Source organism: Agrococcus sp. UYP10 (assembly GCF_040547205.1).
GTDB classification, from domain to species: domain Bacteria; phylum Actinomycetota; class Actinomycetes; order Actinomycetales; family Microbacteriaceae; genus Agrococcus; species Agrococcus jenensis.
Genome location: NZ_JBEPPG010000001.1, coordinates 2,577,459 through 2,601,580, shown reverse-complemented (window position 1 = coordinate 2,601,580; position 24,122 = coordinate 2,577,459). Strand labels below are relative to the sequence as shown.

The following is a 24,122-nucleotide window of genomic DNA, read 5'->3' as shown; positions in this document are numbered from 1 at the left end:
CATGCCAGCATGGCCGCATGCGTCAACCCCTCTCGGAGCTGCTCGCCGGCGCGGGCATCCTGCTGCGCGGCTTCGCCACCTGGTCGCGCGATCCCCGCCTCATGCTGCTCGGCGCCGTGCCCGCGCTGCTCGTCGGGCTCGTGATGCTCGGCGTGCTCATCCTGCTCGCCTTCCAGGTGGGCGGATGGGCGACGGCGCTCACCCCGTTCGCCGACGGCTGGGATCGGCTCTGGTCCGACGTGCTGCGCACGGCCCTCGCGCTCGGCCTGCTCGCCGGCGCCGTCGTGCTGTGCGTGCTGACCTTCGCGGCGATCACGCTCGCGGTGGGCGAGCCCTTCTACGAGCGCATCTCGCGATCGGTCGACGCGCGGCTCGGCACCGCGCACGAGGCGCCCGACCTGGGCTTCTGGCCCTCGGTCGGCAAGGGGCTGCGCGACGCCGTCGTGCTCATCGGCATGGCCATCGGCACGGCGCTCGTCGTCTTCCTCGTCGGCCTCGTGCCGCTCATCGGCAGCGTGCTCGGCCTCGTGGTCGGCGCCGTGCTCGGCGGCAGGGCGCTCGCGCGCGAGCTCACGGGCATCGCCGGCGACGCGCGCGGCATGACGCTCGCGGACCGTCGAGCGCTGCTGGCCGCCCATCGCTGGCGCTCGCTCGGCTTCGGCATGGTCGCCTACCTGCTGCTGCTCGTGCCGGGCCTGGCGGTCGTCGCGACGCCCGCGGCGATCGTCGGCGGCACGCTGCTGGTCCGCGACCTGCGCGGCGAGCCGACGGCCGCCCCCGAGCCCGCGCCGTAGGCTGGACCCCGCCCGTCCGACCGAGAGGTTCCATGCCAGCTCCAGCTGCCGTCCGACGCGCGTCCCCAGCCGAGATCGCCGATTGGGACGCGCGCATCCTGGCCAACCCCGACGGCGGGCACATGGTGCAGTCGTCGGCGTTCGCCGAGACGAAGCGCATCGACGGCCTCGAGCCCGTCTTCCTCGTCATCGACGCGCCGACCGCCGAGGGCACCGAGCGCATCCACGCGCTCGCGCTCGAGGGCAGGGTGTCGCTCGGCCGCTACTGGTACATGCCGATGGGCCCGACCGCCACCGAGATGGGCGCCGTCGTCGAGGGGCTGCGCGCGTTCGCGCGCCAGCAGCCCGGGCTGCTCGTCGTGAAGATCGAGCCGCACCTCGAGCGGAGCGACGCGCGCATCGCAGAGCTGCGCGCGCTCGGGCTCGAGCAGAGCCGCGACATGCAGGTGATGACGCACACGGTCGTGCTCGACCTCGCGCAGGGCGAGGAGGCGCTGTTCGCCTCGTTCTCGCAGATGATCCGGCGCCAGGTGCGCGGCGCCGTGAAGAGGGGCTACCGGGTCGAGCGCCCCGAGGCGACGCAGGAGACGTTCGATCGCATGCACGCGATGATGCTCACCGTCCAGGGCGGCAAGGGCATGGCGGGCATGCGCGAGCGCGCCTACTACGACCGCTTCTGGAGCGCGTTCGCCGAGGCCGGCACCGGCCGCTTCTACTTCGGCTACGACGACGACGGCGACGAGCCGCAGGCCGGCATCTTCGTGACGACCGCCGGCCGCACCGCCGTCTACAAGGACGGCGGCTCGCGCCCGGACCGCAAGATCAACGGCGGCTCGGCGCTGCTGCTGTGGACGGCGATGCAGGACTGCATCGAGGAGGGTGCGCTCGCCTTCGACCTCGCGGGCACGCCGCCGTCGGAGCGCGCCGACGACGAGACGCACCCGTTCTACGGGCTCGCCCAGTTCAAGCTGCGCTTCGGGCCGATCACCGACTTCCTGCCGTCGTTCGACCTCGTGCTGCACCCGCTGCGGCACCGGCTCTGGGAGCGCGTCGTGCGCCGCGTCGAGTGGCGCATCCGCAAGGGTCCGGACACGCTGCGATGACCGAGATGCGACTGCGCCCCGCCACGCCCGCGGAGCTGCGCGACTGGGACGCGCTGGTGCTCACCAACCCGGATGGCGGGCAGTTCACCCAGACGCTCGCGTTCGCCGAGCTGAAGCGCTGGGACGGCTTCCGCACGCACCACCTCGTGTTCGACGCCGAGATCCCCGTCTACGCGCTCGCGCTCGAGCGGAACGGCTGGATCGGCCGGTTCTGGTACTTCCCGTGCGCGCCGCTGCACCCCGACATGCGCGCCGTCGTCGACGCGATCCGCGCCTTCGTGCGCCGCGAGCACCCCACCCTGATCTCGGTCAAGGTCGAGCCGCGGCTGCCCCGCACGCCCGAGGCGCTCGCGACGCTCGCGGATGCCGGCCTCACGCAGGCCGAGGACGTGCAGCTCCACGCGCACACGGTCGTCATCGACCTCGAGCGCACCGAGGAGGAGATCTTCGGGTCGTTCTCGAAGACGGCGCGCAAGCTCATCCGCCGCGCCGAGCGCGACGGCTTCACGATCGAGCGCGTCGAGGGCGACGAGGCGCTGTTCGACCTCGCGTGGGAGCGGATGCAGACCATCCGCGGCGGCAAGGGCCTCGCCGGCATGCGCGACGAGGACTACTACAAGACGATCTGGCGCGCGTTCACGAGCCGCGGCCAGGCCGACTGGTGGCTGGGCCACGACGGCGGCGACGGACCGCAGACGGTGACCTTCACGATCCCGTTCGGCCGCACCGTGATCGACAAGGACGAGGGCTCGCGCCCGGACCGCCTCATCGAGGGCGGTGCGCACCTCGGCCGCTGGACGCGCGTGCGGCACTACCGCGAGCGCGGCTTCAGCGGCCTCGACATGATGGGCGCGCCGCCGACGTGGGCGAAGGACGACCCCGACCACTGGATGGCTGGGCTCGCGCGCTTCAAGCAGCAGTTCGGCGAGATCAGCGACTTCGCGCCGAGCCACGACGTGCTGCTGCGGCCTCGTGCCCAGCAGGTCTGGCGCAAGGCCGTGCGGCCGGTCGAGTGGCGCGTGAAGCGCCGCTACACGGGCCTGTGGTGATGACGGGCCTGTGGTGACGACGGGTCTGCGGTGATGACGATGGATGGAGATGGGGGAGCGGTGAGCATGGCGAGCACGCGCTGGACGCTGCGGGACGCGACCGCGGCGGAGATCGCGGACTGGGATGCGCTGGTGCTGCAGAACCCGGACGGCGGCCAGTGGACGCAGAGCGCCGCCTACGCGACGCTCAAGCGCACCGAGCGCCTGCACCCGCGCCACCTCGTGCTCGAGGGCCCCGAGACGGTGCACGCGCTCGCGCTCGAGCACCGCTCGCTCGCCGGGCGCTTCTGGTACTTCGCGACCGGGCCGGGCGCGTCGTTCGAGCAGCTCGGCGGCATCGCCGACGCCTTCCGCGCCGCCAGGGACGGCGCCGCGAAGGGCGTCTTCGCCGTCAAGGTCGAGCCGTTCGTCGTCGACACGCCCGAGCACCGCGCGGTGCTCGAGACGGCGGGCTATCGCGCCGCGAACGCGATCCAGCAGAACACGCACACGGTGCTCGTCGACCTCACGCCCGACGTCGAGACGATCTTCGCGGGCTTCAAGAAGAGCCTGCGCAACCACATCCGCTACGCGGAGCGCAACGGCTACCGCGTCGAGAAGGTCGAGCCCGGCGAGGACACCTACCGCACGATGCACCAGCTCATGCAGACGGTCTCGGGCGGCAAGGGCGTCGAGGGCATGAAGCCCTACGAGTACTACCGCACGCTCTGGAGCGCCGCCGTCGCGCAGGGGAGCGGCCACTTCTGGTTCGGGTACGACGGCGCGCACGACGGGCCGCAGGCATCCGCCTTCATGATCCGGTTCGGCCGCTACGCGCTGGCGAAGGACGGCGGCTCGGTGCCCGACCGCGCCATCCGCGGCGGCGCGCACCTCATCCGCTGGCGCGCGATGCAGTGGTTCAAGGAGCAGGGCGCCGAGGTGTACGACGCCTACGCGACGCCGCCGTCGTGGCTCGCCGACGACCCCTCGCACCGGCTGCACGGGCCGGGCGTCTTCAAGCGCGTCTTCGGCCCGATCGTCGACCACCTGCCGAGCCACGACCTCGTGCTCGACGCGCGCCGCTACCGGCTGTTCCTGCGCCTGCTGCTGCCGATCGAGCGCCGCGTGCGGCGCCGCCCCTTCGGCATCTGGTAGCCGCCCCTCCACCCCCCCCCTCGCCTCGCGGCGGGCGCACAACGCAAGCCCCCCGACCGGCTTCCGCCGCTGTCGAGGCTGCTGTGCACCGCGGACCGCTGGATCAGCACCCCAGGCTTGCGTTGTGCCGGCGGTGCTTGGCTCAGGGGCGCATGACGCGCGCCGAGATACCGCACAATGCAAGCCCGCGCGCTGGGTTCCGCCGCTGTGGAGGCTGCCGTGCGCCGCGGCCGCTGGATCAGCGGCTCGGGCTTGCGTTGTGCGTACGGCGCGGGCGGAGAACGCCGGCTCAGCTGACGGCGCGGCCGCAGATCTCGTCGAGGCTCGTGCCGAGCAGCGTCGCGGTCTCGCGGTACATCGCCACGAGGCGGTCGCGCGTCGCGCCGTCGAGCGCGTCGAGGCGCCACTCGAGGGCGTTGTCGCGCAGGTCGGCGACCTTGACGGTGGCCGCGAGCTCGCTGCCGCGCACGCGATCGACGTGCTCGGCCGTCGACTCGCCGTGCCGCTTCGTGAGCGCGTCGACGGCGTCGACGATGCGCTTCGGGAACTTCGCGGCGTGGAACTGCCGCAGCGTCACGGTGCCCCACTCGAACACGTCGTGCAGCATCGCGACGGCCCGCTCGTCGTCGGTGTCGACGTCGAGCATCACGCGGATCGCGTGGGCGACGTAGGGCTGCCCCTGCCGGTCGACGCGGCCGTCGAACGCCCGCGCCGCGACCGCGATCGCGCGCTCCAGGTCCTCACTCGCCATGACGCGAGCGTATCCGGTGGTTATCCTGGGGCCATGTCACGCGTCGCTGATCCCGCAGAGCTGGCGCGCCTGCTGCGCGGCACGTGGGCGATCCGCGCGACCACGTTCCCGTACTGGACGCACCCGGAGCGCAAGAACCCGCGGCTGACGTTCGAGCTCGTGCGCAGCTCGCCGCTGCAGCTGCGCGAGGTGTACGAGTACCACCGTCCCGACAAGGGTGACCGCGAGGTGATCGCCGAGGCGGCGTGGGCCGGCCGGCACTTCTCGTGGCGCATGCTCGGCCGCTCGCGCCTGCTCTCGAGCGCGTACGTGGTCTCCGACACCCCTGCGACCGCCGACATCCTGGCGATCCACTACGGGCGGTCGGCGGTGCTGCGGCAGAGCGCGGTGTCGATCCTCGCGCGTCCCCACCTCGACCCCGACGCGGTGCGCCGCGCCGTCGCGATCGACACGCACTCCTTCGAGCTCTCGGCCGACGAGTTCTGGCGGCTGCAGTGGCTGACGCCCTACTCGCCCGCCCCGTCGGCCTCGAGCGACTCGCGCGCCTGACGCACGTCCTCGAGCAGGGCGCCGATGAGCACCCAGTGCGTGGGGTGCGGCTGCGGCACCGCGATGGGCGTCGTGAGCGCCGGCCCGTCGACCGCGGGCATCGTGGTCGTGCGGCCGTCCTCGAGCGCGTGGCGGTCGACGAGCATGCGCACGCCGTGCGCGATGCGCCGCGACTCGGTGCCGACCCGGTGCACGATCGGGTCGTCGGCGACGGATGCGTCGAACCGGTCGGCGACGGTGCGCGACATGCCGATGACGCGGTTCACGAGCACCGTGAGCGTGAGCAGCAGGCGCTCGTCGCGGTCGATCCGCTCGCGCAGCGACCGCGCACGCAGGTTGAGCCGCGTGGACTCCTCGAGCGCGTCCATCGCCGACCGGGTGCGCTGCACGTGCGCGCGCAGCGCTCGCGCGTCCGCAAGCAGCCGCTCGCCGTCGACGGCGTCGTGGGAGGCGAGCGCGCCGGCGACGCGGTCGTAGGCGTCGGCGACCGCGTACGCCGTCTCGCGCATCGCCCGCTCGGCCGGCTCGTGCTGCACCGGCGGCACGACGACGAGGTTGATGAGCAGCGCGCACGCCGCGCCGATGAGCGTCTCGACCACCCGCTCGAAGCCGAACAGCGGCCCCGCGCCCGCGCCGAGCGCGAGCAGGATCATCGCGCTGATCGGCAGCTGGTTCGCCGCCATCGGCGCGAGCCGCAGCAGCCGGGCGACGAGCACCGCGACGAGCGTGACCGCGAGCACGACGAGCGGCCCGGACGGCAGCGCGAGGCTCGCGAGCCACGCGAGCACGACGCCGCCGAGCACGCCGGCCGACCGCTCGAGCCCCTTGCCGATCGACTGGTGCACGCTCGGCGCGACGACGAGCAGCGCGGCGATCGCGGCGAAGATCGGCAGCTCGGTGCCGAGCAGCAGCGAGCTCGCGACCCACGAGACCACGATCGCGACGAGCATCTTCACGACCTGGAGCCACGGCGCCTGCTGCTCGACCATGAGCCGTCCCAGCCACCGCATGGCCCAACGGTATCGCGCGCCTGGGCGGCTTCCCGGCTGCGGCGGTGTTGGATGGGAGCCATGCTCGACAACGCTGCCGCTGTCCTCATGCGACTCGTGGCGGAGAGCGGGCGCGAGCTGGTCGACTTCGCGCAGAAGGACGTCGAGCCCGTGAACGAGGGCTTCATCGTCGGCTTCTCGTGCGGCGTCCGCACGCGCGACGACAGCATCGAGCGCGTCACGATCTACGTCAACACCTCGCCGAGCGCGCCGATGGACGAGCACACGGTCGAGCTCGTCGACGCGTCCGGCCGGCGGCTCACGGCGTGGGCGTACCCGCAGGACCCGGCGCTCCCGTCGCTGCCCGCCGTCTCCTACCCGGAGGCGGCCGGCGTCGTGCTCGCGAAGTTCGGCATCGCGGCCGAGGGCGCGAAGCTCCGGATGGAGGCGTACCGTCCCGGCAAGCGGGCGGTGCTGCGCGTCGAGACCGCGACCGATCGCTGGTTCGCGAAGGTCGTGCACCCCTCGCTCGCCTCGTCGATCCACGACCTGCACGAGCGCTTCCGTGCCGCCGGGGTGCCGGTGCCGCGCTCGCTCGGCTTCTCGGACGCCGGGCTCGTGCTGCTGGGCGAGCTGCCGGGCGTGCCCGCGATCGACGTCTTCGAGCGGATCGACCGCGCGCGGTTCGCCCGCGGGCTCGACGAGCTCACCCAGCACATCGCGTCGGTGCCCGTCGCGATCGGCGCGCGCGAGTCGCTCGCGCGCCGCGTCGACTGGTACGCCGAGCGGATGCAGGAGACGGCGCCGCTGTTCGGCCGCCAGACGGCGCGGCTCGCACAGCTGGTCGCGGAGCGCTACGCCGCGACGGTGCTGCCGCGCCCGGTGACCATCCACGGCGACCTGCACCTCGGGCAGATCTTCGTCGACGAGGCAGCGCCCTCGACGATCACCGGCATCCTCGACATCGACACCGCGGGGCTCGGCGACCCCGCCGACGACCGCGGCGCGCTCTTCGGCCACGTCGTCGTCTCGGCGATCGAGCGGACGCCCGCAACCGAGGCAGGGGCAGCGCTCGCCGCCTTCGCCGACGAGCTGCAGTCCGGCTGGGCCGGCGACGTGCGCGTCGCCGCGATCGCCGCCACGCACCTCATGGGGCACGCCCTCGCGAACGCCGGGCGCGGCGACGACCGCAGCAGCGCAGCGGCCCAGCGGCTGCTCGAGCGGGCTGAGGCGCTGCTGGCCTGAGCGCGGCCCGCGGCGCGGCCTCAGCGCACGGCGCTCACTCGCCGAGCAGCGCGCGCACCCGGGGCACGACCTCGGTGCCGAAGAGCTCGATCGTGCGCAGGTTGTCCTCGTGCAGGGTGCCCGAGTCGTACTTCAGGTCGAAGCGCTCGATCCCGAGCGTCTCGTGCGCCCAGACGATCTTCTGCGCGACCGTCTCGGGGCTGCCGACGAAGAGCGCGCCCTGCTCGGCGGCGTTCGCGTCGAACTCGCGCTCGGACGCCTCGCCCCAGCCGCGCTCGCGTCCCAGCCGGTTGCGGAAGACGAGCCACTGCGGCATGAGGATGCGCTTCGCCTCCGCGTCCGTCTCGGCGATCAGGCCGGGGGAGTGCATCCCCACACGGCCGCCGGTGTGGCCGAACTGCTCCATCGCCTTCCGGTAGAGGCCGGAGAAGGGCGCGAACTGCGCGGGGCTGCCGCCGATGATGGCGAGCATCATGTCGAAGCCGTGCCGCGCCGTGCGGATGACCGACTCGGGCGATCCGCCCACGCCGACCCAGACCGGCATCCGGCCGCCGTGCTCGGCCGCGTGCGACCGCGGGTGCACCGACTGCTCGACGAGCGGGGAGCGCAGCTCGCCCGACCACGTGACCGGCTCCTCGCGCACGAGCGCCGCGAGCAGCTCGAGGCGCTCCTCGAAGAGCGCCTGGTAGTCCTCGAGTCGGTACCCGAAGAGCGGGAACGACTCGGTGAACGAGCCACGGCCCACGATGAGCTCCGCACGACCGCTCGAGATGCCGTCGAGGGTGGAGAACTGCTCGAACACCCGCACCGGGTCGTTCGACGACAGCACGGTGACGGCGGTGCCGAGGCGGATGCGCTCGGTGACGGTCGCGAGCGCGCCGAGCACGATCTCGGGCGCGCTGATCGCGAAGTCCTCGCGGTGGTGCTCGCCGGCGCCGAAGAAGGCGAGGCCGGCGCGCTCTGCGGCGATCCCCTCCTGCACGACGTCGCGCAGCACCTGCGCGGGGCTGAGCGGTGCGCCGTCGACGACGGGGACGGCTGCGAACGTGTGGACACCGAATTCGAGGGGCATGCCCGAGCCAACAGCGGAGGGCCCGGGAATCATCCCGGGCCCTCCGCGTCATGCGTCAGTGGTGGTCGTGCTTCGCCGCCTCGAGCTCGCCGCGGCTGACCGGGGCGATGCGGTCCTCGAAGAACCAGCGCGTGAGCGCGGCGCGCGCGTGCGTCGCGGGCGTGATCTTGCCCTTGGCGTTCGGGCGCACCATGACCGGCTCGTAGGAGTCGAAGGCCTTGAGCTTCCACGACTCGTACTCGTCGAGCTGCTGGTGCACCTCGACGTACTCGCCGCCCGGGAGCCGGCGGATGTTGCCCGACTCGTAGCCGTGCAGCAGGATCTCGCGATCCTTCTTCTGCAGGCCGAGCGCGATCCGGCGGGTGAGCCAGAACGTGACGATCGGGCCGAGGATGAGCGTCGCCTGCAGCGCCCAGGTGACCTGGAACACGTTGAGCTGGAAGTGCGTCGCGATCAGGTCGGACGATGCAGCAGCCCACAGCACGGCGTAGAACAGGATGCCCGCGGCGCCGATGGCCGTGCGCGTCGGGTTGTTGCGCGGGCGCTCGGCGATGTGGTGCTCGCGCTTGTCGCCCGTGATCCACTGCTCGATGAACGGGTAGAACATGACGAGCACGATGAAGGCGCCGAGCACCGCCATCGGGATCAGGATGTTCCACGACAGCGTCAGGCCGAAGATCTCCGACTCCAGGCCCGGGGCGAGCCGCAGCGCGCCGTCGGCGAAGCCGATGTACCAGTCGGGCTGCGTGCCGGCCGAGACGGGGGACGGGTCGTACGGCCCGTAGGCCCAGATCGGGTTGATCGTGAACGTCGACGCGATCAGCACGATGACGCCGAAGACGATGAAGAAGAACGAGCCAGCCTTGGCCGCGAAGAGCGGCATGATCGGCGCGCCGACGACGTTGTCGTTGGTCTTGCCGGGGCCGGCGAACTGGGTGTGCTTGTTCACGATGAGCAGCACCATGTGCACGCCGATGAGCGCGATCACGATCGCGGGCAGCAGCATGATGTGCAGCACGAAGAGCCTCGACACGATGTCGTCGCCCGGGAACAGCCCGCCGAAGAACAGGTACGAGATCCAGGTGCCCACGATCGGGATGCCCTTGACCATGCCGTTGATGATCGCGAGGCCGTTGCCCGAGAGCAGGTCGTCGGGGAGCGAGTAGCCCGTGAAGCCCTCCGCCATCGCGAGGATGAAGAGGATGAAGCCGACGACCCAGTTGATCTCGCGCGGCTTGCGGAACGCACCGGTGAAGAAGACGCGCAGCATGTGCAGGCCGATGGCCGCCACGAACAGCAGCGCCGCCCAGTGGTGCACCTGGCGCATGAGCAGGCCGCCGCGGATGTCGAACGAGATGTCGAGCGACGACGCGTAGGCCGCCGACATCGCGATGCCCTTGAGGGGCACGTAGGAGCCCTCGTAGTGGACCTCGGTCATCGACGGGTCGAAGAAGAACGTCAGGAACGTGCCCGAGAGCAGGATCGCGACGAACGAGTACAGGATGACCTCGCCCAGCATGAACGACCAGTGGTCGGGGAAGACCTTGCGGCCGAGCGTCGCGACCATGGTCGAGATGCTCGTGCGCTCGTCGAGGTAGTTCGACGCCTGCGCGGTGAGGGTGGGGCGCGGTGCGGTGGAAGTCATGCTCGGTTCTCCAGCTCAGCGGCCGAGAGCGGCACGTGCTCAGGGTCGACATGCCCGAGGCGCTCGAAGAACGAGGGGCCGATGGGCTCGGTGAAGTCGCTCTGCGCGATGAGGAAGCCCTCGTCGTCGACCGTGATCGGCAGCTGCGGCAGCGGGCGCTTGGCAGGACCGAAGATCACCTTGGCGTGGTTGGTCACGTCGAAGGTCGACTGGTGGCAGGGGCAGAGCAGGTGGTGGGTCTGCTGCTCGTACAGCGCCACGGGGCAGCCGACGTGCGTGCAGATCTTCGAGTAGGCGACGATGCCGTCGTACGACCATCCGGCGCGTGCCGGCTGCTCGTTGAGGCGGTCGAGCGGCACGCGGACGAGCAGCACGGACGCCAGGGCCTTCTGATCGAGGTAGCCCTCATCGTGACCGAGGTCCTTGAGCTCCTCCGGGATGACGTGGAAGGCCGACCCGATCGTGACGTCGGTCGCCCGGATGGGCGTGCCGGTGGGGTCGAGCGCGAGCCGGGAGCCCGCCTTCCACATCGTGTTCGAGATGGCCTCCACCGCGTCCTGCGCCGGGGCGAGGTCGCGGAAGAGGACGACTGCGGGCAGCGGCACGAGGGCGATCGCGCCGATGAGCGTGTTGCGGATGAGCGAGCGGCGCGAGAAGCCGGACTCCTCGTCGCCGAGCTGGAAGATCTCGACGGCGCGCGCGCGGGTCTTCTCCGAGCCGCGCGACAGGTGGCGCTCCTCGACGACCTCGTGCGAGCTCATGAGCTGACGGGCCCAGTGCATGCCGCCGAAGCCGACGCCGAGCAGCGCGAGCGCGATGCCGAGGCCGAGGAACAGGTTGTTGAAGCGGACCGTCCCCATGTCGCCCGACTCGATCGGCACGGCGACGTACGCGATGATCGCGAGCACCGAGCCGACCATCGAGAGCAGGAACCACCACACGACCTGGCGCTCGGCGCGACGCTCCTTGACGGGGTGGAGGTCGGTCTGGCGCGGGCGGTGCGGGGGCAGGCCCGGGTTCTCGAACGCGTCGGCCTGCACGACCGCTGCGCCGCGGTCGTAGACCGCGACCTCGTGCTGCTCCGCCGGAGCGGACTGGCCTTCAGCCGACATGCTGTCGGTCCTTCCTGTGTCCTGCGCCATGGTCAGTTCGGCCTCGAGGTCAGCCAGACCGTGATCGCGACGATGCCGCCGAGACCGAAGATCCAGATGAACAGGCCCTCGGACACCGGTCCGAGCGCGCCCAGGTCGAAGCCGCCGACCGACGGGTTCTCGTCGAGGTAGTTCAGGTACGCGATGATCTCGCGCTTCTCCTCGGGGCTGATGTTCGAGTCGTTGAACACCGGCATGTTCTGCGGGCCGGTGAGCATGGCCTCGTAGATGTGGTTGGCCGCGACGCCCTTGAGCGGCGGGGCGAACTTGCCCTCGGTGAGCGCGCCGCCGGCGCCGGCCACGTTGTGGCACATGGCGCAGTTGATGCGGAAGAGCTCGCCGCCGGCGGCGATGCCCTCGGCGTCGACCACGGAGGTGTCGAGCAGCTCCTCGGAGGGCACGTCGGGGCCCGGCGCGAGCGAGGCGATGTACGCAGCCATCGCGTCGGTGTCCTCCTGCGAGAACTGCGGCTCGCGCTGCAGCGCCTGCGGGCCGGACATCGCCATCGGCATGCGGCCGGTCATGACCTGGAAGTCGACCGATGCTGCGCCGACGCCGATGAGGCTCGTGCCGTTCTCGGTGCCCTCGGCGTTGAGGCCGTGGCACGACGCGCAGTTGGCGCGGAAGAGCGCCTCGCCGTCGGCGGCCGTGAGCTGCTGGGAGTGCGGGGTCGTGGCCGGCTCGGCGTTCGCCACGGAGCCCACCGCGACCGACGCGCCGCCTGCGGCGACGAGTCCGATGATGAGCAGCGCCGCGCTGGCGAGCGGGTGCCTGCGACCGGTCTTCTTGCGTGATGCCAACGTTCTCAGTCCCAACCGTTGCTTACTTGAGCCAGTAGATGACGAGGTACAGGCCGATCCAGACCACGTCGACGAAGTGCCAGTAGTAGGAGATGACGTGAGCGCTCGTCGCCTCCTTGTGTGCGAAGCGCTTGACGGCGTACGCGCGGCCGATCACGAACAGGAAGGCGAACAGCCCGCCGGTCACGTGGAGGCCGTGGAAGCCGGTCGTGAGGTAGAAGGCCGAGCCGTAGGAGCTCGACGACAGCGTCACCCCGTGGCTGATGAGCACGATGTACTCGAACACCTGCAGGATGATGAAGACCGCGCCCATGGCGTAGGTGAGGTAGAACCACTCGACCATGCCCCACTTGGAGAGCTGGAACCTGCCGCCCGACCGGAACGCCTGGTGGTGCTCCGCGGCGTTCGCGCCCGCCTGGCACGTGAAGCTCGAGGCCAGCAGGATGACCGTGTTGATCGTGGCGAAGAGCACGTTCAGCTTCTCGGCCTCGGTCGCGAAGAGATCTCCGGACATCGAGCGCAGCGTGAAGTAGATCGCGAACAGGCCGGCGAAGAACATGACCTCGCTGCCGAGCCAGACGATGGTGCCGACCGCAACGGTGTTCGGCCGCCTGATCATCGGCGCCGACGGCGACGGGGAGAGCGCAGTAGTGGACACGTTCCCATCCTAGTGACAGTTCACCCCGAGGGGGACGACCCGGCGGGCCCGCGTGCCGCCAACACCTAGGCTGGACCTATGGATCGCCTCTTGACCTGGCCAGTCGTGCTGGAGACGCTGCTCGAAGGCGAGGATCTCGCGATCCGACAGGCCGAGTGGGCCATGGCCGAGATCGTCTCCGGCCGTGCGACCGAGGCCCAGATGGGCGGCTTCCTCATCGCGCTGCGCAGCAAGGGCGTGGTGGCCGAGGAGCTGGTCGGCTTCCGCGACGCCGTGCTCGAGGCGGCCGTGCCGCTGCCCGGCGACACCCGCATGGTCGACATCGTCGGCACCGGCGGCGACCGGCAGCACACCGTGAACATCTCGACCACCGCGAGCATCGTCGTGGCGGCCGCTGGGGTGCCCGTGCTCAAGCACGGCAACCGGGCCGTGTCGTCGTCGTCGGGCGCCTCCGACGTGCTCGAGGCGCTCGGGCTCGTGCCCGCCGACGAGGACCCCGCCGCCGTGCGCCGCATCCTCGAGGAGGCCGGCATCTCCTTCGCCTGGGCGACCCGCTTCCACCCCGGCTTCCGCCACGCGGGCCCGGTGCGCGCGCAGCTCGGCGTCCCGACCGTCTTCAACGTGCTCGGCCCGCTCGTCAACCCGGCGCGGCCGGAGGTGACGCTCGTGGGCGTCGCCGACAAGCGCGTCATCGAGCAGTTCGTCGGCGTCTTCGCGACGCGCGGCGCGACGGCGCTCGTCGTGCGCGGCGAGGACGGGCTCGACGAGCTCACGACGACCGGCCACTCGGAGCTCTGGGAGGTCGCGCGCGGCGACGTCGTCGAGCACGACATCGACCCGCGCGAGCTCGGCATCCCGCGCGCCCGGCTCGACGACCTCCGCGGCGGCTCCGCGGAGCACAACGCCGACGTGCTGCGGCGCACGCTCGCGGGGGAGCAGGGCGCGGTGCGCGACATCGTGCTGCTGAACGCCGCCGCCGCGCTCGTCGCCTGGCGGCTCGACGGCGACGTGCGGCAGAAGGACCGTCCGCTCGTCGAGCGGCTGGCGGAGGAGCTGGAGGTCGCGCGCACGGCCATCGACTCGGGGGCAGCGACGCGCACGCTCGACGCGTGGCGCGCCGCCGTCCGCTGATCGCGTGAGCGCGCAGGTCGCCGAGCACCCGAGGGCGCAGCGGCAGTCGACGTGGTCGCGCGACGAGGTGTGGCGCAGCTGGCGGCTCTCGTGGGCTGACCGCGCCTCGCGCTCGCTGCTGCTCGTCGCCCTCGCGCTCGGCGGGCTGCTCGCCTGCTACGGCCTCACGCTGCTGCTGCACCGCCCGCCGTCGCTCACGCCGTCGGTGACGCTGCGCATCATCGGCGTGCTGCTGCTGCTGCTCGCCGCGCTCGTCGCGCCGGCGTCGCGCGGCTACCGCGTCGGGGCGCTCTACTGCCTCGTGCTGTTCGCGGCGGCGCAGACCGCGATCCTGCTCATGCAGTCCACGCCGCTGCTCGGCGCGACGACCTACGGTGCGCTCGACGCCGTCGAGTTCTGCGCCGGCGCCGCGCTCATCGTCGCGTGGATGCTCGTGCGCATGCGGCACCCGCTCACGATCCTCATCGTGGCGCTCGGCTACGCGACGGCGGGCGCCGCCTTCTTCGCACGGGCGATGCCTGCGCTCCGGGCGCGGCTCGCGAGCGACCCGTGGCAGGAGGCGCTGACGGCGTACGACGAGCTCGTCGTCCGCGCCGTGCTGCTCGTGCTCGTGCTCGGCCTCGTGCTGCTCGCGTGGTGGCTCGACGGCTGGATGCGCGCGCTGCTGCCGATCGCGAACGTCGCGGAGCCGCACGGCTCCGGCCGCGCGTCGCGCACGGGGGAGGCGCAGCGGCTGCGCTCGGCGGTCATCACGATGCTCGTCGGGCTCGATCCGATCGCGATCACCGTCGCCATCTCGGCGAAGCAGCCCATCGCGCGCGGCCGGCTCTCAGCCGACGACGACTGGTGGGCGTCGATCGTGCTCGCCGTCTCGACGGCGCGCATGACGATGGTGGTCGTCGTCATCGCGGCCGCGGTGATCTGGCTCAGCGACCCGGTGTACCGAGCACAGCTCTGACCTGCGCCGTGTCTCTGGTCCCGCGGGCCCCGGGCAGCACGGAGGGGGCGGCCGCAGCCGCCCCCTCCGCCCGTCCTGCGAGGCCCTGGCGTGTCAGGCCACGTCGTCGTCGACCCAGTCGAGGGTCTTCTGCACGGCCTTCTTCCAGTTGCGGTAGGTGCGGTCGCGCGCGTCCTGCTCCATCTGCGGCTCCCAGCGGCGGTCCTCCTGCCACTGCTGGCGCAGCTCGTCGAGCGACGTCCAGAAGCCGACGGCGAGGCCGGCCGCGTACGCGGCGCCGAGCGCCGTCGTCTCCGCGACGACCGGGCGGATGACCGGCACCCGCAGCATGTCGGCCTGGAACTGCATGAGCGTGTCGTTCGCGATCATGCCGCCGTCGACCTTGAGCTCGGTGAGGTCGACGCCGGAGTCGGCGTTCACCGCGTCGACGACCTCGGCGGTCTGGAACGCGGTCGCCTCGAGCGCGGCCCGCGCGATGTGGCCCTTGTTGACGTAGCGCGTGAGGCCGACGAGCGCGCCTCGTGCATCCGGTCGCCAGTAGGGCGCGAAGAGGCCCGAGAACGCCGGCACGAAGTACGCGCCGCCGTTGTCGTCGACCGACTTCGCGAGCTGCTCGACCGCCGGGGCATCGGGGATGAGGCCCAGGTTGTCGCGCAGCCACTGGATGAGCGAGCCCGTGACGGCGATCGACCCCTCGAGCGCGTAGTGCGTGGGCTCGTCGCCGATCTTGTAGCCGACGGTGGTCAGCAGCCCGTTCTTCGAGTGGACGATCTCCTCGCCCGTGTTGAAGATGAGGAAGTTGCCGGTGCCGTAGGTGTTCTTCGCCTCGCCCTTGTCGAACGCCGCCTGGCCGAACGTCGCCGCCTGCTGGTCGCCGAGGATGCCCGTGATGGGCGTCTCGCGCAGCAGCGACTCGGAGGCCGCGACGCCGAACTCGCCCGACGACGACTTGATCTCGGGCAGCATCGAGCGCGGCACGCCGAAGTCGGCGAGGATCCCGTCGTCCCACTCGAGCGACTCGAGGTCCATGAACAGCGTGCGCGACGCGTTCGTCACGTCGGTCGCGTGCACGCCGCCGTTGACGCCGCCCGTGAGGTTCCACAGCACCCAGCAGTCGGTGGTGCCGAAGAGCAGGTCGCCCGCCTCCGCAGCCTCGCGCGCACCCTCGACGTTCTCGAGGATCCAGACGATCTTCGTGCCCGAGAAGTAGGTCGCGAGCGGCAGGCCCACCTTCTGCTTGTAGCGGTCGGTGTCGCCGTCTGCGAGCCGGTCGACGATCTTCTGCGTGCGGGTGTCCTGCCAGACGATGGCGTTGTAGACGGGCTCGCCGGTCTGCTTGTTCCACACCACCGCCGTCTCGCGCTGGTTCGTGATGCCGATCGCCTTCACGTTGTGGCGCGTGACGTTGGCCTTGGAGAGCGCCTGGCCGATGACCTCGCGGGTGTTGTTCCAGATCTCCTTCGGGTCGTGCTCCACCCACCCCGCCTGCGGGAAGATCTGCTCGTGCTCGAGCTGGCCCGTGGAGACGATGCTCCCCGAGTGGTCGAAGAGGATGGCGCGAGTCGAGGTCGTGCCCTGGTCGATCGCGATGACGTAGTCGTTCACCGGAACTCCTTCGTTCTGTGATGGATGCCGTGCTGGTGTGGATGCGCCGCGGAGCCGCGACGGCGGAGGGGCCCGGATGGGCCCCTCCGCGGTGCGTCAGGCCGCGAAGCCCGTGATGCCGGCGATGGCCGTCGGCGCGAGGAGCCCGGCGAGGATGCCGCCGATGATGGGGCCGGCCACCGGGATCCAGGCGTAGCTCCAGTCGCTCGAGCCCTTGCCCTTGATGGGCAGGAGCGCGTGGGCGATGCGCGGGCCCAGGTCGCGGGCGGGGTTGATGGCGTAGCCGGTCGGTCCGCCGAGCGAGGCGCCGATCCCGACGACGAGGAGCGCGACGGGCAGCGCGCCGAGCGAGGCGAGCCCCGCGGGCACGTCGGCCTCGACGCCGTTCTGCGCGCTGAAGCCGATCACGACGAAGACGAGCACGAAGGTGCCGATGATCTCGGTGACGAGGTTCCAGCCGTTGTTGCGGATGCCGGGGCCGGTCGAGAACGTGCCGAGCTTCGCGCCCGGGTCCTCCTCGATGTCGAAGTGCTGCTTGTAGGCGAGCCAGCACACCACGGCGCCGATGAAGGCGCCGATGAACTGCGCCGCGAGGTAGACGGGCAGCATCGCCCAGTTGTAGTCGACGCCGGTCGCGAGGTCGCGCGCGAGCAGGCCGAAGGTGACGGCGGGGTTCAGGTGCGCGCCCGAGTACGCCGAGACGATCACGCCGGCGAAGACCGCGAGGCCCCAGCCGAAGTTGATCATCAGGAAGCCGCCGCCGTAGCCCTTGTTGCCCTTCAGCACGACGTTGGCCACGACGCCGCAGCCGAGCAGCACGAGCATCGCGGTGCCCACCAGCTCTGAGAGGAATACCAGTCCGAGATTGGGTTCCATGGTCCCTGCCTTCTCGTCTACGGGCCGCATCGCCCGTACCGCCCACTCGGGTGGTACGGCACACGATAGCCGGGGCCGGGCCGAAATCCGAGAGATCTTCGATCGACGCCATCGAGATTCCAGGCGGCGAGGCGTAGCGTGAGCCCAACCGGCCAGGCTGAACGAGAGGCGCACCGTGAAGAAGCTCATCAACGACCCCACCAAGACGGTCGACGAAGGCGTCGCAGGCTTCGCCGCCGCGCATGCCGACATCGTGCGCGTGGTCGTCGACCCGCCCTTCGTCGTCGTCCGCGCGGACGCGCCGGTGCAGGGCAAGGTCGGCCTCGTCTCCGGCGGCGGGTCGGGCCACGAGCCGCTGCACGCCGGCTTCGTCGGCTTCGGCATGCTCGACGCCGCGGTGCCCGGCGCGATGTTCACCTCGCCGACGCCCGACCCGATCCTCGAGGCGACGAAGCAGGTGGACGCCGGGGCCGGCGTGCTGCACATCGTCAAGAACTACACCGGGGACGTGCTCAACTTCGAGACCGCCGCCGACCTCGCCCTCGCGGAGGGCATCGAGGTGCAGACCGTCATCGTCGACGACGACGTCGCGGTCAAGGACTCGCTCTACACCGCCGGCCGTCGTGGCGTCGCGGGCACCATGCTCGTCGAGAAGCTCGCGGGCGCTGCCGCCCAGCGCGGCGACTCGCTCGACCAGGTGGCGGAGGTCGCGCGCACCGTCAACCGCAAGGTGCGCACGATGGGCATGGCGCTGTCGCCCTGCACGGTGCCGCACGCGACCGAGCCGAGCTTCACGCTCGCCGACGACGAGATCGAGATCGGCATCGGCATCCACGGCGAGCCCGGGCGCGAGCGCATCGCGCTCGAGCCCGCCGACCGCATCGTCGACCGGCTGATGGAGCCGATCCTCGAGGACCTGCCGTTCTCGAAGGGCGACCGCGTCGTGCTGCTCGTCAACGGCATGGGCGGCACGCCCCAGTCGGAGCTCTACATCGTCTTCCGTCGCGCTGCGGAGGTGCTCGCCGAGCGCGGCATCGAGCTCGCGCGCTCGCTCGTCGGCTCGTACGTGACGAGCCTCGAGATGCAGGGGGTGTCGATCACGCTGCTGCAGGTCGACGACGAGATGCTCGGCCTCTACGACGCGCCCGTGCAGACCGCCGCGCTGCGGTGGGGAAGGTAGCGAGCGGATGAGCGGGCTCGACGGCCGCTGGACCAGGCGCTGGATCGAGGCCGTCGCCGCGGAGGTCGCGCGGCGCAAGCTCGAGCTCACGGCGCTCGACCGGGCGATCGGCGATGCCGACCACGGCGAGAACCTCGACCGCGGGTTCCAGGCCGTGCTCGGCAGGCTCGAGGCGCTCGACGACGACGCGACGCCCGGCGCCGTGCTCAAGCTCGTCGCGACCACGCTCATCTCGACGGTGGGCGGCGCCGCCGGGCCGCTCTACGGCACCGCGTTCCTCAAGGGCTCGATGGCGGCGGGCGACCGCGCCGAGCTCGACGCCGCGGCGCTCGTCGAGGTGCTGACGGCCGCGCGCGACGGCATCGTGGCGCGGGGCAAGGCCGAGCCCGGCGACAAGACGATGGTGGACGCGTGGACGCCGGCCGTCGAGGCGGCCGCGGCTGCGGGCGACGACGTGCGCGCCGCGCTCGAGGCGGCTGCCGCGGCCGCGGCGGAGGGCGCCGCAGCGACCGAGCCGCTCGTCGCCCACAAGGGGCGCGCGTCCTATTTGGGGGAGCGCGCCATCGGCCACCGCGACCCGGGCAGCGAGTCCACCTCGCTCATGCTGCGCGCCGCGGCGGAGACCAGGTGAGCGTCGGGCTCGTCATCGTCTCGCACTCCGCCCGCATCGCCGAGGGGGTGGTCGAGCTCGCCGCGCAGATGGCGCCGACCGTGACGATCGTCGCGGCCGGTGGCACCGACGACGGCGGCATCGGCACGAGCTTCGACCGGGTCCAGGCGGCGCTCGGCGAGGCGGACTCGGGCGACGGCGTCGTCGTGCTGTGCGATCTGGGGTCCGCCGTCCTCACGACCGAGACGGCCATCGACTTCGCCGCGGAGCCCGAGCGCATCCGCATCGCCGACGCGCCCATCGTCGAGGGCGCCGTCGCCGCGGCGGTCGCCGCCGAGGCGGGCGGCTCGATGGACGAGGTCGTCGCGGCCGCGGAGCCGATCGCCCGCGAGCCCGAGCGGCGCGCGGATCCGGACACCGCCCCTGGTGACGACGCCGCGTCGGCGGCGGAGCCCGCCCGCCTCGAGATCGTGCTCGAGAACGAGCACGGGCTGCACGCGCGGCCGGCGTCCGAGCTCGTGCGCACGGTGAGCGGCTTCGACGCCGCGGTGGCGGTGAACGGGGTCGACGCGAAGAGCATGCTGCGCGTGCTCGCGCTCGGCCTGGATCGCGGCTCGACGGTCGTCTTCGAGGCGACCGGTCCGCAGGCGGCCGAGGCGATCGACGCGGTCGGCGCGCTCGTGCGCGAGCGGTTCGGGGAGTAGCTAGCGCGCGACGTGCGCGGCGAACTCGTCCGCCGTCACCCGCGCGGCGACGAACGAGCACTGCGGGATGATCCGCCTGCCCTCGGCGATCGTCGCGCGGAGCGCCTCGTCGACGAGGGTGGAGCCGATGCCGCGGCCGCCGAAGGCCGGGTCGACCTCGGTGTGGGGGAAGCCCCGCACGCCCTCGCCGTCGCGGTAGTCGGCGAAGCCGGCGAGCGCGCCATCGACGCGCGCCTCGAAGCGCTGGGCCTTCGGGTTGTCGACGATCTCGATCTGCTCGCTCATGGCTCCACGCTACGCCTCGAGCCTGGACGTCGCCCGCCGAGGATGCGGCATGCTTGGGGCCATGCAGCTGGACCCGCGTCGCATCCTGATCTTCCGCACCGTCGCGCGCGAGGGATCGGTCTCCGGCGGCGCCCGCGCCCTCGGCTGGACGCAGCCCGCGGTGAGCCAGCACATCCGCCTGCTCGAGGAGGAGGTCGGTCAGGCGCTGCTGCTGCGCTCGTCGACGGGCGTGACGCTCACCGAGGCGGGCGCGCGGCTGCTGCGGCACGCCGACGGCATCGCCGGGCTGCTCGGCTCGGCGGAGGCGGAGCTGCGCTCGCTCGCCGAGGGCGCCGGCACGGTCACGATCGCGGCGTTCCCCTCGGCGCTCGCCGACTTCGTGCCTCGCGCGATCGCGGCGGCCCGGCTCGCGGTGCCGGGTCTCACCGCGCGCGTCATCGAGCTCGAGCCGCCGGAGGCGATCGAGGCGGTGCTCGCGGGCGACGCCGACGTCGCGGTGGCGTTCGAGTACGACGAGCTCCACGACGACGTGCAGCTCGCCCGCATCGAGCTGGGCGAGGACCCGTCGTGCATCGTGCTGCCGCTCGATCACGAGCTGGCCGACGGGTCCCCGATCGAGCTCGCCGCGCTCGCCGGCGCCGACTGGGTGGGCGGGTGCGAGCGCTGCCGCCGGCACCTCGAGTCGCTCGCGGCCGAGGCCGGGTTCGCCCCGACGATCCAGTTCGAGACCGACGACTTCGTGGCCGCCCAGTCGTTCGTGGCCGCGACCGGCTCGGTGACGCTGCTGCCGACGATGGCGCTGCGCGTGCTCACGCGCGACGACGTCGTGGTCGCGCCGCTCGCGGACGGCTCAGGCCGGACCGTCTCGCTCCGCCACCGGCACGGCGCCGAGCGGGTGCCCGCCATCAGCACCGTCCTCGGCGCGATGCAGCAGCTGTGGGGCGAGCGCACCCGCTGACCGCTGGCCGTTCACGGCCGGCAGGTCGAGGGCGACCTCGAGGCCACCGCTGGCGCTCTCGGAGAGGACGAGCCGGCCGCCGTTCGACGTCGCGAACGCGGATGCCAGCGCGAGCCCCATGCCGCGGCCCGCGACGGCTCCCGGTGGGTGGCAGCCCCGCTCGAACGGCAGGACCAGCCGTTCGCTGTCTGCGGGATCGATGCCGCGGCCCTCGTCGCTCACCGTGATCCGCACCCTCCCGATCGCAGTCGTCGTGGTGACCCGGACCGTCGACCCTGCTGGGGCGTGGCGCACCGCGTTGTCGAGCAGCGCCTCGAGCGCGCGCCACAGGCGCGTCGGGTCCACCCCGTGGGCGCGGACCCGGTCGCCGCCGACCTCGAGCAGGACCCCCTTCCGCGAGGCCCGGATGCGGTGCGCCGCGTCCTCATCGGCGAGCAGCGCGGAGACGTCGATCGGCTCGTCGGCGTCGCCGTCCGCGCACGCGATCCCGATCAGCTCGCAGATGCCGAGCACCACGTCGCTGAGCCGCCGGCCGGCTCGCGCCACGGCGTGCAGCGACCGGTGCACCTCCGCGGGGAGCTGCTGCTCGTGCGCGAGCAGCAGCTCGGTGTGACCGAGCAGCGGTGTCAGCGCGGTCCGCACGTGGTGGTTCACCGTCTCCCCGAGCCCGCGCAGGAACTCCTGCTCCGCCGCGGCGGGCTGGGCAGCGGCCGCCGCGCCATCGGGGGAGCGCTCGTCGGTCGGCGGCTGCGCGGGGTCGGGCACCTGATGACCTCCTGGGACGGATGTGCGACGCACCCCTCGGCCGGGGCGGTCGGGCAGGTTCGAGGCTCGCATCTGCAGCGGGGACGCTGGCTCGATCGGCGCCGATGTGCGCGATCCGGCTACGGTCCGGCGCACCCTGGCTGGACGGTCGACCGGGGTACAAACCCGGTAGGATGGGCGGGACGCGCGACGCGCGCCACCGCAGCCCCCGCATCCGGTTCCGCCGCCGGGTGGGATGTCGTGGGTAGCGCGACCGGACGGTGGCTGGCAGCCGCGAAGAGGAGTGCGATGGACGTCGCGACAGCGGGGATCACGAGCGCAGCCGGGATGAGCATCTGCCACGCATGACGACGCACACCCGGCGCAGGACCCACGACCGCGACGAGGCTGAGCGCATCGTCACGCAGCTGTACCTCCCGCACAGGCTGAGCCTCTCCGGCGGCCCCGGTGCGCTCGCGATGGAGGTCGCGGGCATGGGTGTCGGCGCGCTGACGGTAGGCCGGATCGCGTACGGACGGCGCGCGCAGCTGCGCACCGCCGACGCCGAGAACTTCCACGCCAACATCACCGTGCGCGGCCGGGCGCGCGCGAGGGCCGGCACCGGCGAGCCGGTCACGACGGTCGCGGGTGAGGGGCTCGTGTACTCGCCCGGAGCGCCCGCGGAGATGGAGTGGTCCGCCGACGCCGAGCACCTGTGCCTGATGATCCCGAGGGCTCGACTGGAGTCGGGGCTCGAAGCGCTGCTCGGTCGATCGCTGCGGGGCCGACTCGCCTTCGACTTCAGGGCCGACCTGCTCAGCCCCTTCGGACGGCGGTGGCGCACGGTGCTGGACCTCCTGGACGACGAGCTGGAGCATCCGACGGCCGCGACCCGGGACGCGCGCATGGACAGGCACATCGAGGGCCTCGTGCTCGACGGCCTGCTGCTCGGCCAGCGGCACAACCACAGCGATGCCCTCGCACGCGACCGGCCGGTCAGGCTGGGCTCGGCCATCAAGCGCGCGGTCGAGCTCATCGAGGAGCGGCCGTCCGAGCCGTGGACGACGGTCCGCCTGGCGACCGAGGTCCATCTGAGCGTGCGGGCGCTCCAGGAGGGGTTCCGGCGCGACCTCGCCACGCCGCCGATGACCTACCTGCGCCAGACGCGGCTGCGCCTGGCGCGCGAAGCACTCCGCGCGGCCGAGCGCGACGCCACCACGGTGGGTGCCGTCGCGCTCGGTCTCGGCATCCTCCACACGGGGCGCTTCGCCGCGGCCTACCGCGATGCCTTCGGCGAGGCCCCCTCGGACACGCTCAACCGACCGGTGTGATCCTCGCGCGCTTCTCGTGCGGCTGTGGGGCGAGCGCGCCCGCTGACCGCTCGCCGAGCGCGATGCGCGCGAGCGCGTCGGCGTGCGCCGCGCACGAGTCGATGAGGGGCACGGCGGCGTCCTCCGCGTCGACGAGCAGCATGATCTCGGTGCACGCGAGCACGATCGCGTCGGCGCCCGCGGCGGTGAGCGCGGCGAAGGCGTCGCGGAAGGCGGCGCGCGACGCATCCGTCACGACGCCCTGCGTGAGCTCGTCGAACACGATCCGGTCGAGCTCGGCCTGCACGTCGGCCGGCGGCACGACGACGGCGATGCCGTGCTCGGCGAGCCGGTCGGCGTAGAACCGCTCCGACATCACCCACCGCGTGCCCACGACGCCGACCGTGCGGGCGCCGAGCGCGCCGGCAGCGTGCGCGACGGCATCGGCGATGTGCACGAGCGGGATGCCCACGGCGGCCGCGACGTCGTCGGCGACCCGGTGCATGAGGTTCGTGGCGATCGCGATCGAGCCGGCCCCCGCCCGCTCGAGCGCGGCGGCCTCGCGGGCCAGCATCGCCCCGGCGGCGGCCCAGTCGCCGCGCACCTGGCAGTCGCGGACCTCGGCGAAGTCGACGCTCGCGAGCAGCATGCGCGCTGACGCGTGCCCGCCTCGGGCCGCCGCGACGTGCTCGTTGATGGCCCGGTAGTACGCGGCGGTCGAGTGCCAGCTCATGCCGCCGAGGATGCCGAGGGTCCGGTCGCGCGAGTCCATGCGACGATCTCAGCAGGCGAGTCTGCCAGTAGTCCAGCCTGTGTTCGCT

25 protein-coding genes are annotated in these 24,122 nt (G+C 72.3%); 13 read left to right on the top strand and 12 right to left on the bottom strand.

Annotated features, from left to right (window positions below):
• Positions 1-17: 17 nt before the first annotated feature.
• The 4 genes from ABIB37_RS12780 to ABIB37_RS12765 all read left to right on the top strand — a co-directional run bounded on the left by ABIB37_RS12780 (position 18) and on the right by ABIB37_RS12765 (position 4,080).
• Positions 18-794: an EI24 domain-containing protein gene (locus ABIB37_RS12780; protein WP_354260940.1), complete on the top strand. Its 777-nt coding sequence runs from the start codon at positions 18-20 to the stop codon at positions 792-794.
• 32 nt (positions 795-826) lie between these two features.
• Entirely contained in the window at positions 827-1,897 is a 1,071-nt protein-coding gene (locus ABIB37_RS12775; RefSeq protein ID WP_354260938.1) for a lipid II:glycine glycyltransferase FemX, read from the top strand.
• The gene (locus ABIB37_RS12770; protein ID WP_354260936.1) at positions 1,894-2,946 is read left to right on the top strand and encodes a lipid II:glycine glycyltransferase FemX; all 1,053 of its coding nucleotides are present in this window, start codon (positions 1,894-1,896) and stop codon (positions 2,944-2,946) included. The genes ABIB37_RS12775 and ABIB37_RS12770 overlap by 4 nt, the downstream gene beginning before the upstream one ends.
• Before the next feature lie 66 nt (positions 2,947-3,012).
• Positions 3,013-4,080 (top strand): lipid II:glycine glycyltransferase FemX, encoded by a 1,068-nt coding sequence (locus ABIB37_RS12765; protein ID WP_354260934.1) that lies wholly within the window; start codon positions 3,013-3,015, stop codon positions 4,078-4,080.
• 289 nt (positions 4,081-4,369) lie between these two features.
• Here ABIB37_RS12765 and ABIB37_RS12760 read toward each other — a convergent pair whose 3' ends face one another.
• Entirely contained in the window at positions 4,370-4,831 is a 462-nt protein-coding gene (locus tag ABIB37_RS12760; protein WP_354260932.1) for a phosphohydrolase, read from the bottom strand.
• 33 nt (positions 4,832-4,864) lie between these two features.
• Here ABIB37_RS12760 and ABIB37_RS12755 point away from each other — a divergent pair, with 33 nt between their 5' ends.
• Positions 4,865-5,380 carry a hypothetical protein gene (locus ABIB37_RS12755; RefSeq protein WP_354260930.1) on the top strand — a complete coding sequence of 172 codons (516 nt, stop codon included), beginning with the start codon at positions 4,865-4,867 and terminating at the stop codon, positions 5,378-5,380.
• Here the strand turns inward: ABIB37_RS12755 and ABIB37_RS12750 are convergent.
• Positions 5,338-6,390: an FUSC family protein gene (locus tag ABIB37_RS12750; RefSeq protein WP_354260928.1), complete on the bottom strand. Its 1,053-nt coding sequence runs from the start codon at positions 6,388-6,390 to the stop codon at positions 5,338-5,340. The genes ABIB37_RS12755 and ABIB37_RS12750 overlap by 43 nt on opposite strands.
• Before the next feature lie 60 nt (positions 6,391-6,450).
• Here ABIB37_RS12750 and ABIB37_RS12745 point away from each other — a divergent pair, with 60 nt between their 5' ends.
• The gene (locus ABIB37_RS12745; RefSeq protein ID WP_354260926.1) at positions 6,451-7,614 is read left to right on the top strand and encodes a phosphotransferase family protein; all 1,164 of its coding nucleotides are present in this window, start codon (positions 6,451-6,453) and stop codon (positions 7,612-7,614) included.
• 34 nt (positions 7,615-7,648) lie between these two features.
• Here ABIB37_RS12745 and ABIB37_RS12740 read toward each other — a convergent pair whose 3' ends face one another.
• From ABIB37_RS12740 to ctaE, 5 genes are read right to left on the bottom strand one after another with little or no spacing between them, the layout of a single operon-like run.
• Complete coding sequence (locus tag ABIB37_RS12740) at positions 7,649-8,686, bottom strand: LLM class flavin-dependent oxidoreductase (RefSeq protein WP_354260924.1); 1,038 nt, start codon at positions 8,684-8,686, stop codon at positions 7,649-7,651.
• A gap of 55 nt (positions 8,687-8,741) precedes the next feature.
• On the bottom strand, positions 8,742-10,331 hold the full coding sequence (qcrB, locus tag ABIB37_RS12735; protein ID WP_354260922.1) for a cytochrome bc1 complex cytochrome b subunit: 1,590 nt from the start codon (positions 10,329-10,331) through the stop codon (positions 8,742-8,744).
• Positions 10,328-11,443 carry a cytochrome bc1 complex Rieske iron-sulfur subunit gene (qcrA, locus tag ABIB37_RS12730; protein WP_354260920.1) on the bottom strand — a complete coding sequence of 372 codons (1,116 nt, stop codon included), beginning with the start codon at positions 11,441-11,443 and terminating at the stop codon, positions 10,328-10,330. The genes qcrB and qcrA overlap by 4 nt, the downstream gene beginning before the upstream one ends.
• Positions 11,444-11,475: 32 nt before the next feature.
• Complete coding sequence (qcrC, locus tag ABIB37_RS12725; protein ID WP_123698561.1) at positions 11,476-12,291, bottom strand: cytochrome bc1 complex diheme cytochrome c subunit; 816 nt, start codon at positions 12,289-12,291, stop codon at positions 11,476-11,478.
• A 13-nt stretch (positions 12,292-12,304) separates the two neighbouring features.
• Complete coding sequence (ctaE, locus tag ABIB37_RS12720; RefSeq protein ID WP_502914053.1) at positions 12,305-12,940, bottom strand: aa3-type cytochrome oxidase subunit III; 636 nt, start codon at positions 12,938-12,940, stop codon at positions 12,305-12,307.
• Positions 12,941-13,018: 78 nt separating this feature from the next.
• On the opposite strand from ctaE, the gene trpD reads away from it, so the two are divergent.
• Both trpD and ABIB37_RS12710 read left to right on the top strand, forming a co-directional pair.
• On the top strand, positions 13,019-14,071 hold the full coding sequence (trpD, locus tag ABIB37_RS12715) for an anthranilate phosphoribosyltransferase (RefSeq protein WP_354260918.1): 1,053 nt from the start codon (positions 13,019-13,021) through the stop codon (positions 14,069-14,071).
• Between the two features lie 4 nt (positions 14,072-14,075).
• The gene (locus ABIB37_RS12710) at positions 14,076-15,029 is read left to right on the top strand and encodes a hypothetical protein (protein ID WP_354260916.1); all 954 of its coding nucleotides are present in this window, start codon (positions 14,076-14,078) and stop codon (positions 15,027-15,029) included.
• 93 nt (positions 15,030-15,122) lie between these two features.
• Here ABIB37_RS12710 and glpK read toward each other — a convergent pair whose 3' ends face one another.
• Together glpK and ABIB37_RS12700 are read right to left on the bottom strand one after the other, a co-directional pair.
• Entirely contained in the window at positions 15,123-16,634 is a 1,512-nt protein-coding gene (gene glpK, locus ABIB37_RS12705; RefSeq protein WP_354260914.1) for a glycerol kinase GlpK, read from the bottom strand.
• Positions 16,635-16,730: 96 nt separating this feature from the next.
• The gene (locus tag ABIB37_RS12700; protein ID WP_354260912.1) at positions 16,731-17,510 is read right to left on the bottom strand and encodes an MIP/aquaporin family protein; all 780 of its coding nucleotides are present in this window, start codon (positions 17,508-17,510) and stop codon (positions 16,731-16,733) included.
• Between the two features lie 175 nt (positions 17,511-17,685).
• Here ABIB37_RS12700 and dhaK point away from each other — a divergent pair, with 175 nt between their 5' ends.
• From dhaK to dhaM, 3 genes are read left to right on the top strand one after another with little or no spacing between them, the layout of a single operon-like run.
• Positions 17,686-18,690, top strand: coding sequence for a dihydroxyacetone kinase subunit DhaK (dhaK, locus tag ABIB37_RS12695; protein ID WP_354260910.1), 1,005 nt, complete (start codon positions 17,686-17,688; stop codon positions 18,688-18,690).
• A 7-nt stretch (positions 18,691-18,697) separates the two neighbouring features.
• Positions 18,698-19,321 (top strand): dihydroxyacetone kinase subunit DhaL, encoded by a 624-nt coding sequence (dhaL, locus tag ABIB37_RS12690; RefSeq protein ID WP_354260908.1) that lies wholly within the window; start codon positions 18,698-18,700, stop codon positions 19,319-19,321.
• The gene (gene dhaM / locus ABIB37_RS12685) at positions 19,318-20,004 is read left to right on the top strand and encodes a dihydroxyacetone kinase phosphoryl donor subunit DhaM (protein ID WP_354260906.1); all 687 of its coding nucleotides are present in this window, start codon (positions 19,318-19,320) and stop codon (positions 20,002-20,004) included. Before dhaL ends, dhaM begins: the two co-directional genes overlap by 4 nt.
• Here dhaM and ABIB37_RS12680 read toward each other — a convergent pair whose 3' ends face one another.
• A complete protein-coding gene (locus ABIB37_RS12680; RefSeq protein WP_123697823.1) occupies positions 20,005-20,289 on the bottom strand; it encodes a GNAT family N-acetyltransferase in 285 nt (94 codons plus the stop codon).
• 61 nt (positions 20,290-20,350) lie between these two features.
• Here ABIB37_RS12680 and ABIB37_RS12675 point away from each other — a divergent pair, with 61 nt between their 5' ends.
• Positions 20,351-21,247, top strand: coding sequence for a LysR family transcriptional regulator (locus ABIB37_RS12675; protein ID WP_354260904.1), 897 nt, complete (start codon positions 20,351-20,353; stop codon positions 21,245-21,247).
• Here the strand turns inward: ABIB37_RS12675 and ABIB37_RS12670 are convergent.
• On the bottom strand, positions 21,140-22,012 hold the full coding sequence (locus ABIB37_RS12670) for a sensor histidine kinase (RefSeq protein WP_354260902.1): 873 nt from the start codon (positions 22,010-22,012) through the stop codon (positions 21,140-21,142). The two genes, ABIB37_RS12675 and ABIB37_RS12670, sit on opposite strands and share 108 nt — an antisense overlap.
• Before the next feature lie 344 nt (positions 22,013-22,356).
• Here ABIB37_RS12670 and ABIB37_RS12665 point away from each other — a divergent pair, with 344 nt between their 5' ends.
• Positions 22,357-23,322 (top strand): AraC family transcriptional regulator, encoded by a 966-nt coding sequence (locus tag ABIB37_RS12665; protein WP_354260900.1) that lies wholly within the window; start codon positions 22,357-22,359, stop codon positions 23,320-23,322.
• Here the strand turns inward: ABIB37_RS12665 and ABIB37_RS12660 are convergent.
• Positions 23,306-24,073: an aspartate/glutamate racemase family protein gene (locus ABIB37_RS12660; protein WP_354260898.1), complete on the bottom strand. Its 768-nt coding sequence runs from the start codon at positions 24,071-24,073 to the stop codon at positions 23,306-23,308. The genes ABIB37_RS12665 and ABIB37_RS12660 overlap by 17 nt on opposite strands.
• Between the last annotated feature and the right edge of the window lie 49 nt (positions 24,074-24,122).

Bases quoted from the DNA above. Each gene is read 5' to 3' on its own strand.
- ABIB37_RS12780 (WP_354260940.1), top strand. From the start codon at position 18: ATGCGTCAACCCCTCTCGGAGCTGCTCGCCGGCGCGGGCATCCTGCTG.
- ABIB37_RS12775 (WP_354260938.1), top strand. From the start codon at position 827: ATGCCAGCTCCAGCTGCCGTCCGACGCGCGTCCCCAGCCGAGATCGCC.
- ABIB37_RS12770 (WP_354260936.1), top strand. From the start codon at position 1,894: ATGACCGAGATGCGACTGCGCCCCGCCACGCCCGCGGAGCTGCGCGAC.
- ABIB37_RS12765 (WP_354260934.1), top strand. From the start codon at position 3,013: ATGGCGAGCACGCGCTGGACGCTGCGGGACGCGACCGCGGCGGAGATC.
- ABIB37_RS12760 (WP_354260932.1), bottom strand. From the start codon at position 4,831: ATGGCGAGTGAGGACCTGGAGCGCGCGATCGCGGTCGCGGCGCGGGCG.
- ABIB37_RS12755 (WP_354260930.1), top strand. From the start codon at position 4,865: ATGTCACGCGTCGCTGATCCCGCAGAGCTGGCGCGCCTGCTGCGCGGC.
- ABIB37_RS12750 (WP_354260928.1), bottom strand. From the start codon at position 6,390: ATGCGGTGGCTGGGACGGCTCATGGTCGAGCAGCAGGCGCCGTGGCTC.
- ABIB37_RS12745 (WP_354260926.1), top strand. From the start codon at position 6,451: ATGCTCGACAACGCTGCCGCTGTCCTCATGCGACTCGTGGCGGAGAGC.
- ABIB37_RS12740 (WP_354260924.1), bottom strand. From the start codon at position 8,686: ATGCCCCTCGAATTCGGTGTCCACACGTTCGCAGCCGTCCCCGTCGTC.
- qcrB (WP_354260922.1), bottom strand. From the start codon at position 10,331: ATGACTTCCACCGCACCGCGCCCCACCCTCACCGCGCAGGCGTCGAAC.
- qcrA (WP_354260920.1), bottom strand. From the start codon at position 11,443: ATGTCGGCTGAAGGCCAGTCCGCTCCGGCGGAGCAGCACGAGGTCGCG.
- trpD (WP_354260918.1), top strand. From the start codon at position 13,019: ATGGATCGCCTCTTGACCTGGCCAGTCGTGCTGGAGACGCTGCTCGAA.
- ABIB37_RS12700 (WP_354260912.1), bottom strand. From the start codon at position 17,510: ATGGAACCCAATCTCGGACTGGTATTCCTCTCAGAGCTGGTGGGCACC.
- dhaL (WP_354260908.1), top strand. From the start codon at position 18,698: ATGAGCGGGCTCGACGGCCGCTGGACCAGGCGCTGGATCGAGGCCGTC.
- ABIB37_RS12680 (WP_123697823.1), bottom strand. From the start codon at position 20,289: ATGAGCGAGCAGATCGAGATCGTCGACAACCCGAAGGCCCAGCGCTTC.
- ABIB37_RS12675 (WP_354260904.1), top strand. From the start codon at position 20,351: ATGCAGCTGGACCCGCGTCGCATCCTGATCTTCCGCACCGTCGCGCGC.
- ABIB37_RS12665 (WP_354260900.1), top strand. From the start codon at position 22,357: ATGACGACGCACACCCGGCGCAGGACCCACGACCGCGACGAGGCTGAG.
- ABIB37_RS12660 (WP_354260898.1), bottom strand. From the start codon at position 24,073: ATGGACTCGCGCGACCGGACCCTCGGCATCCTCGGCGGCATGAGCTGG.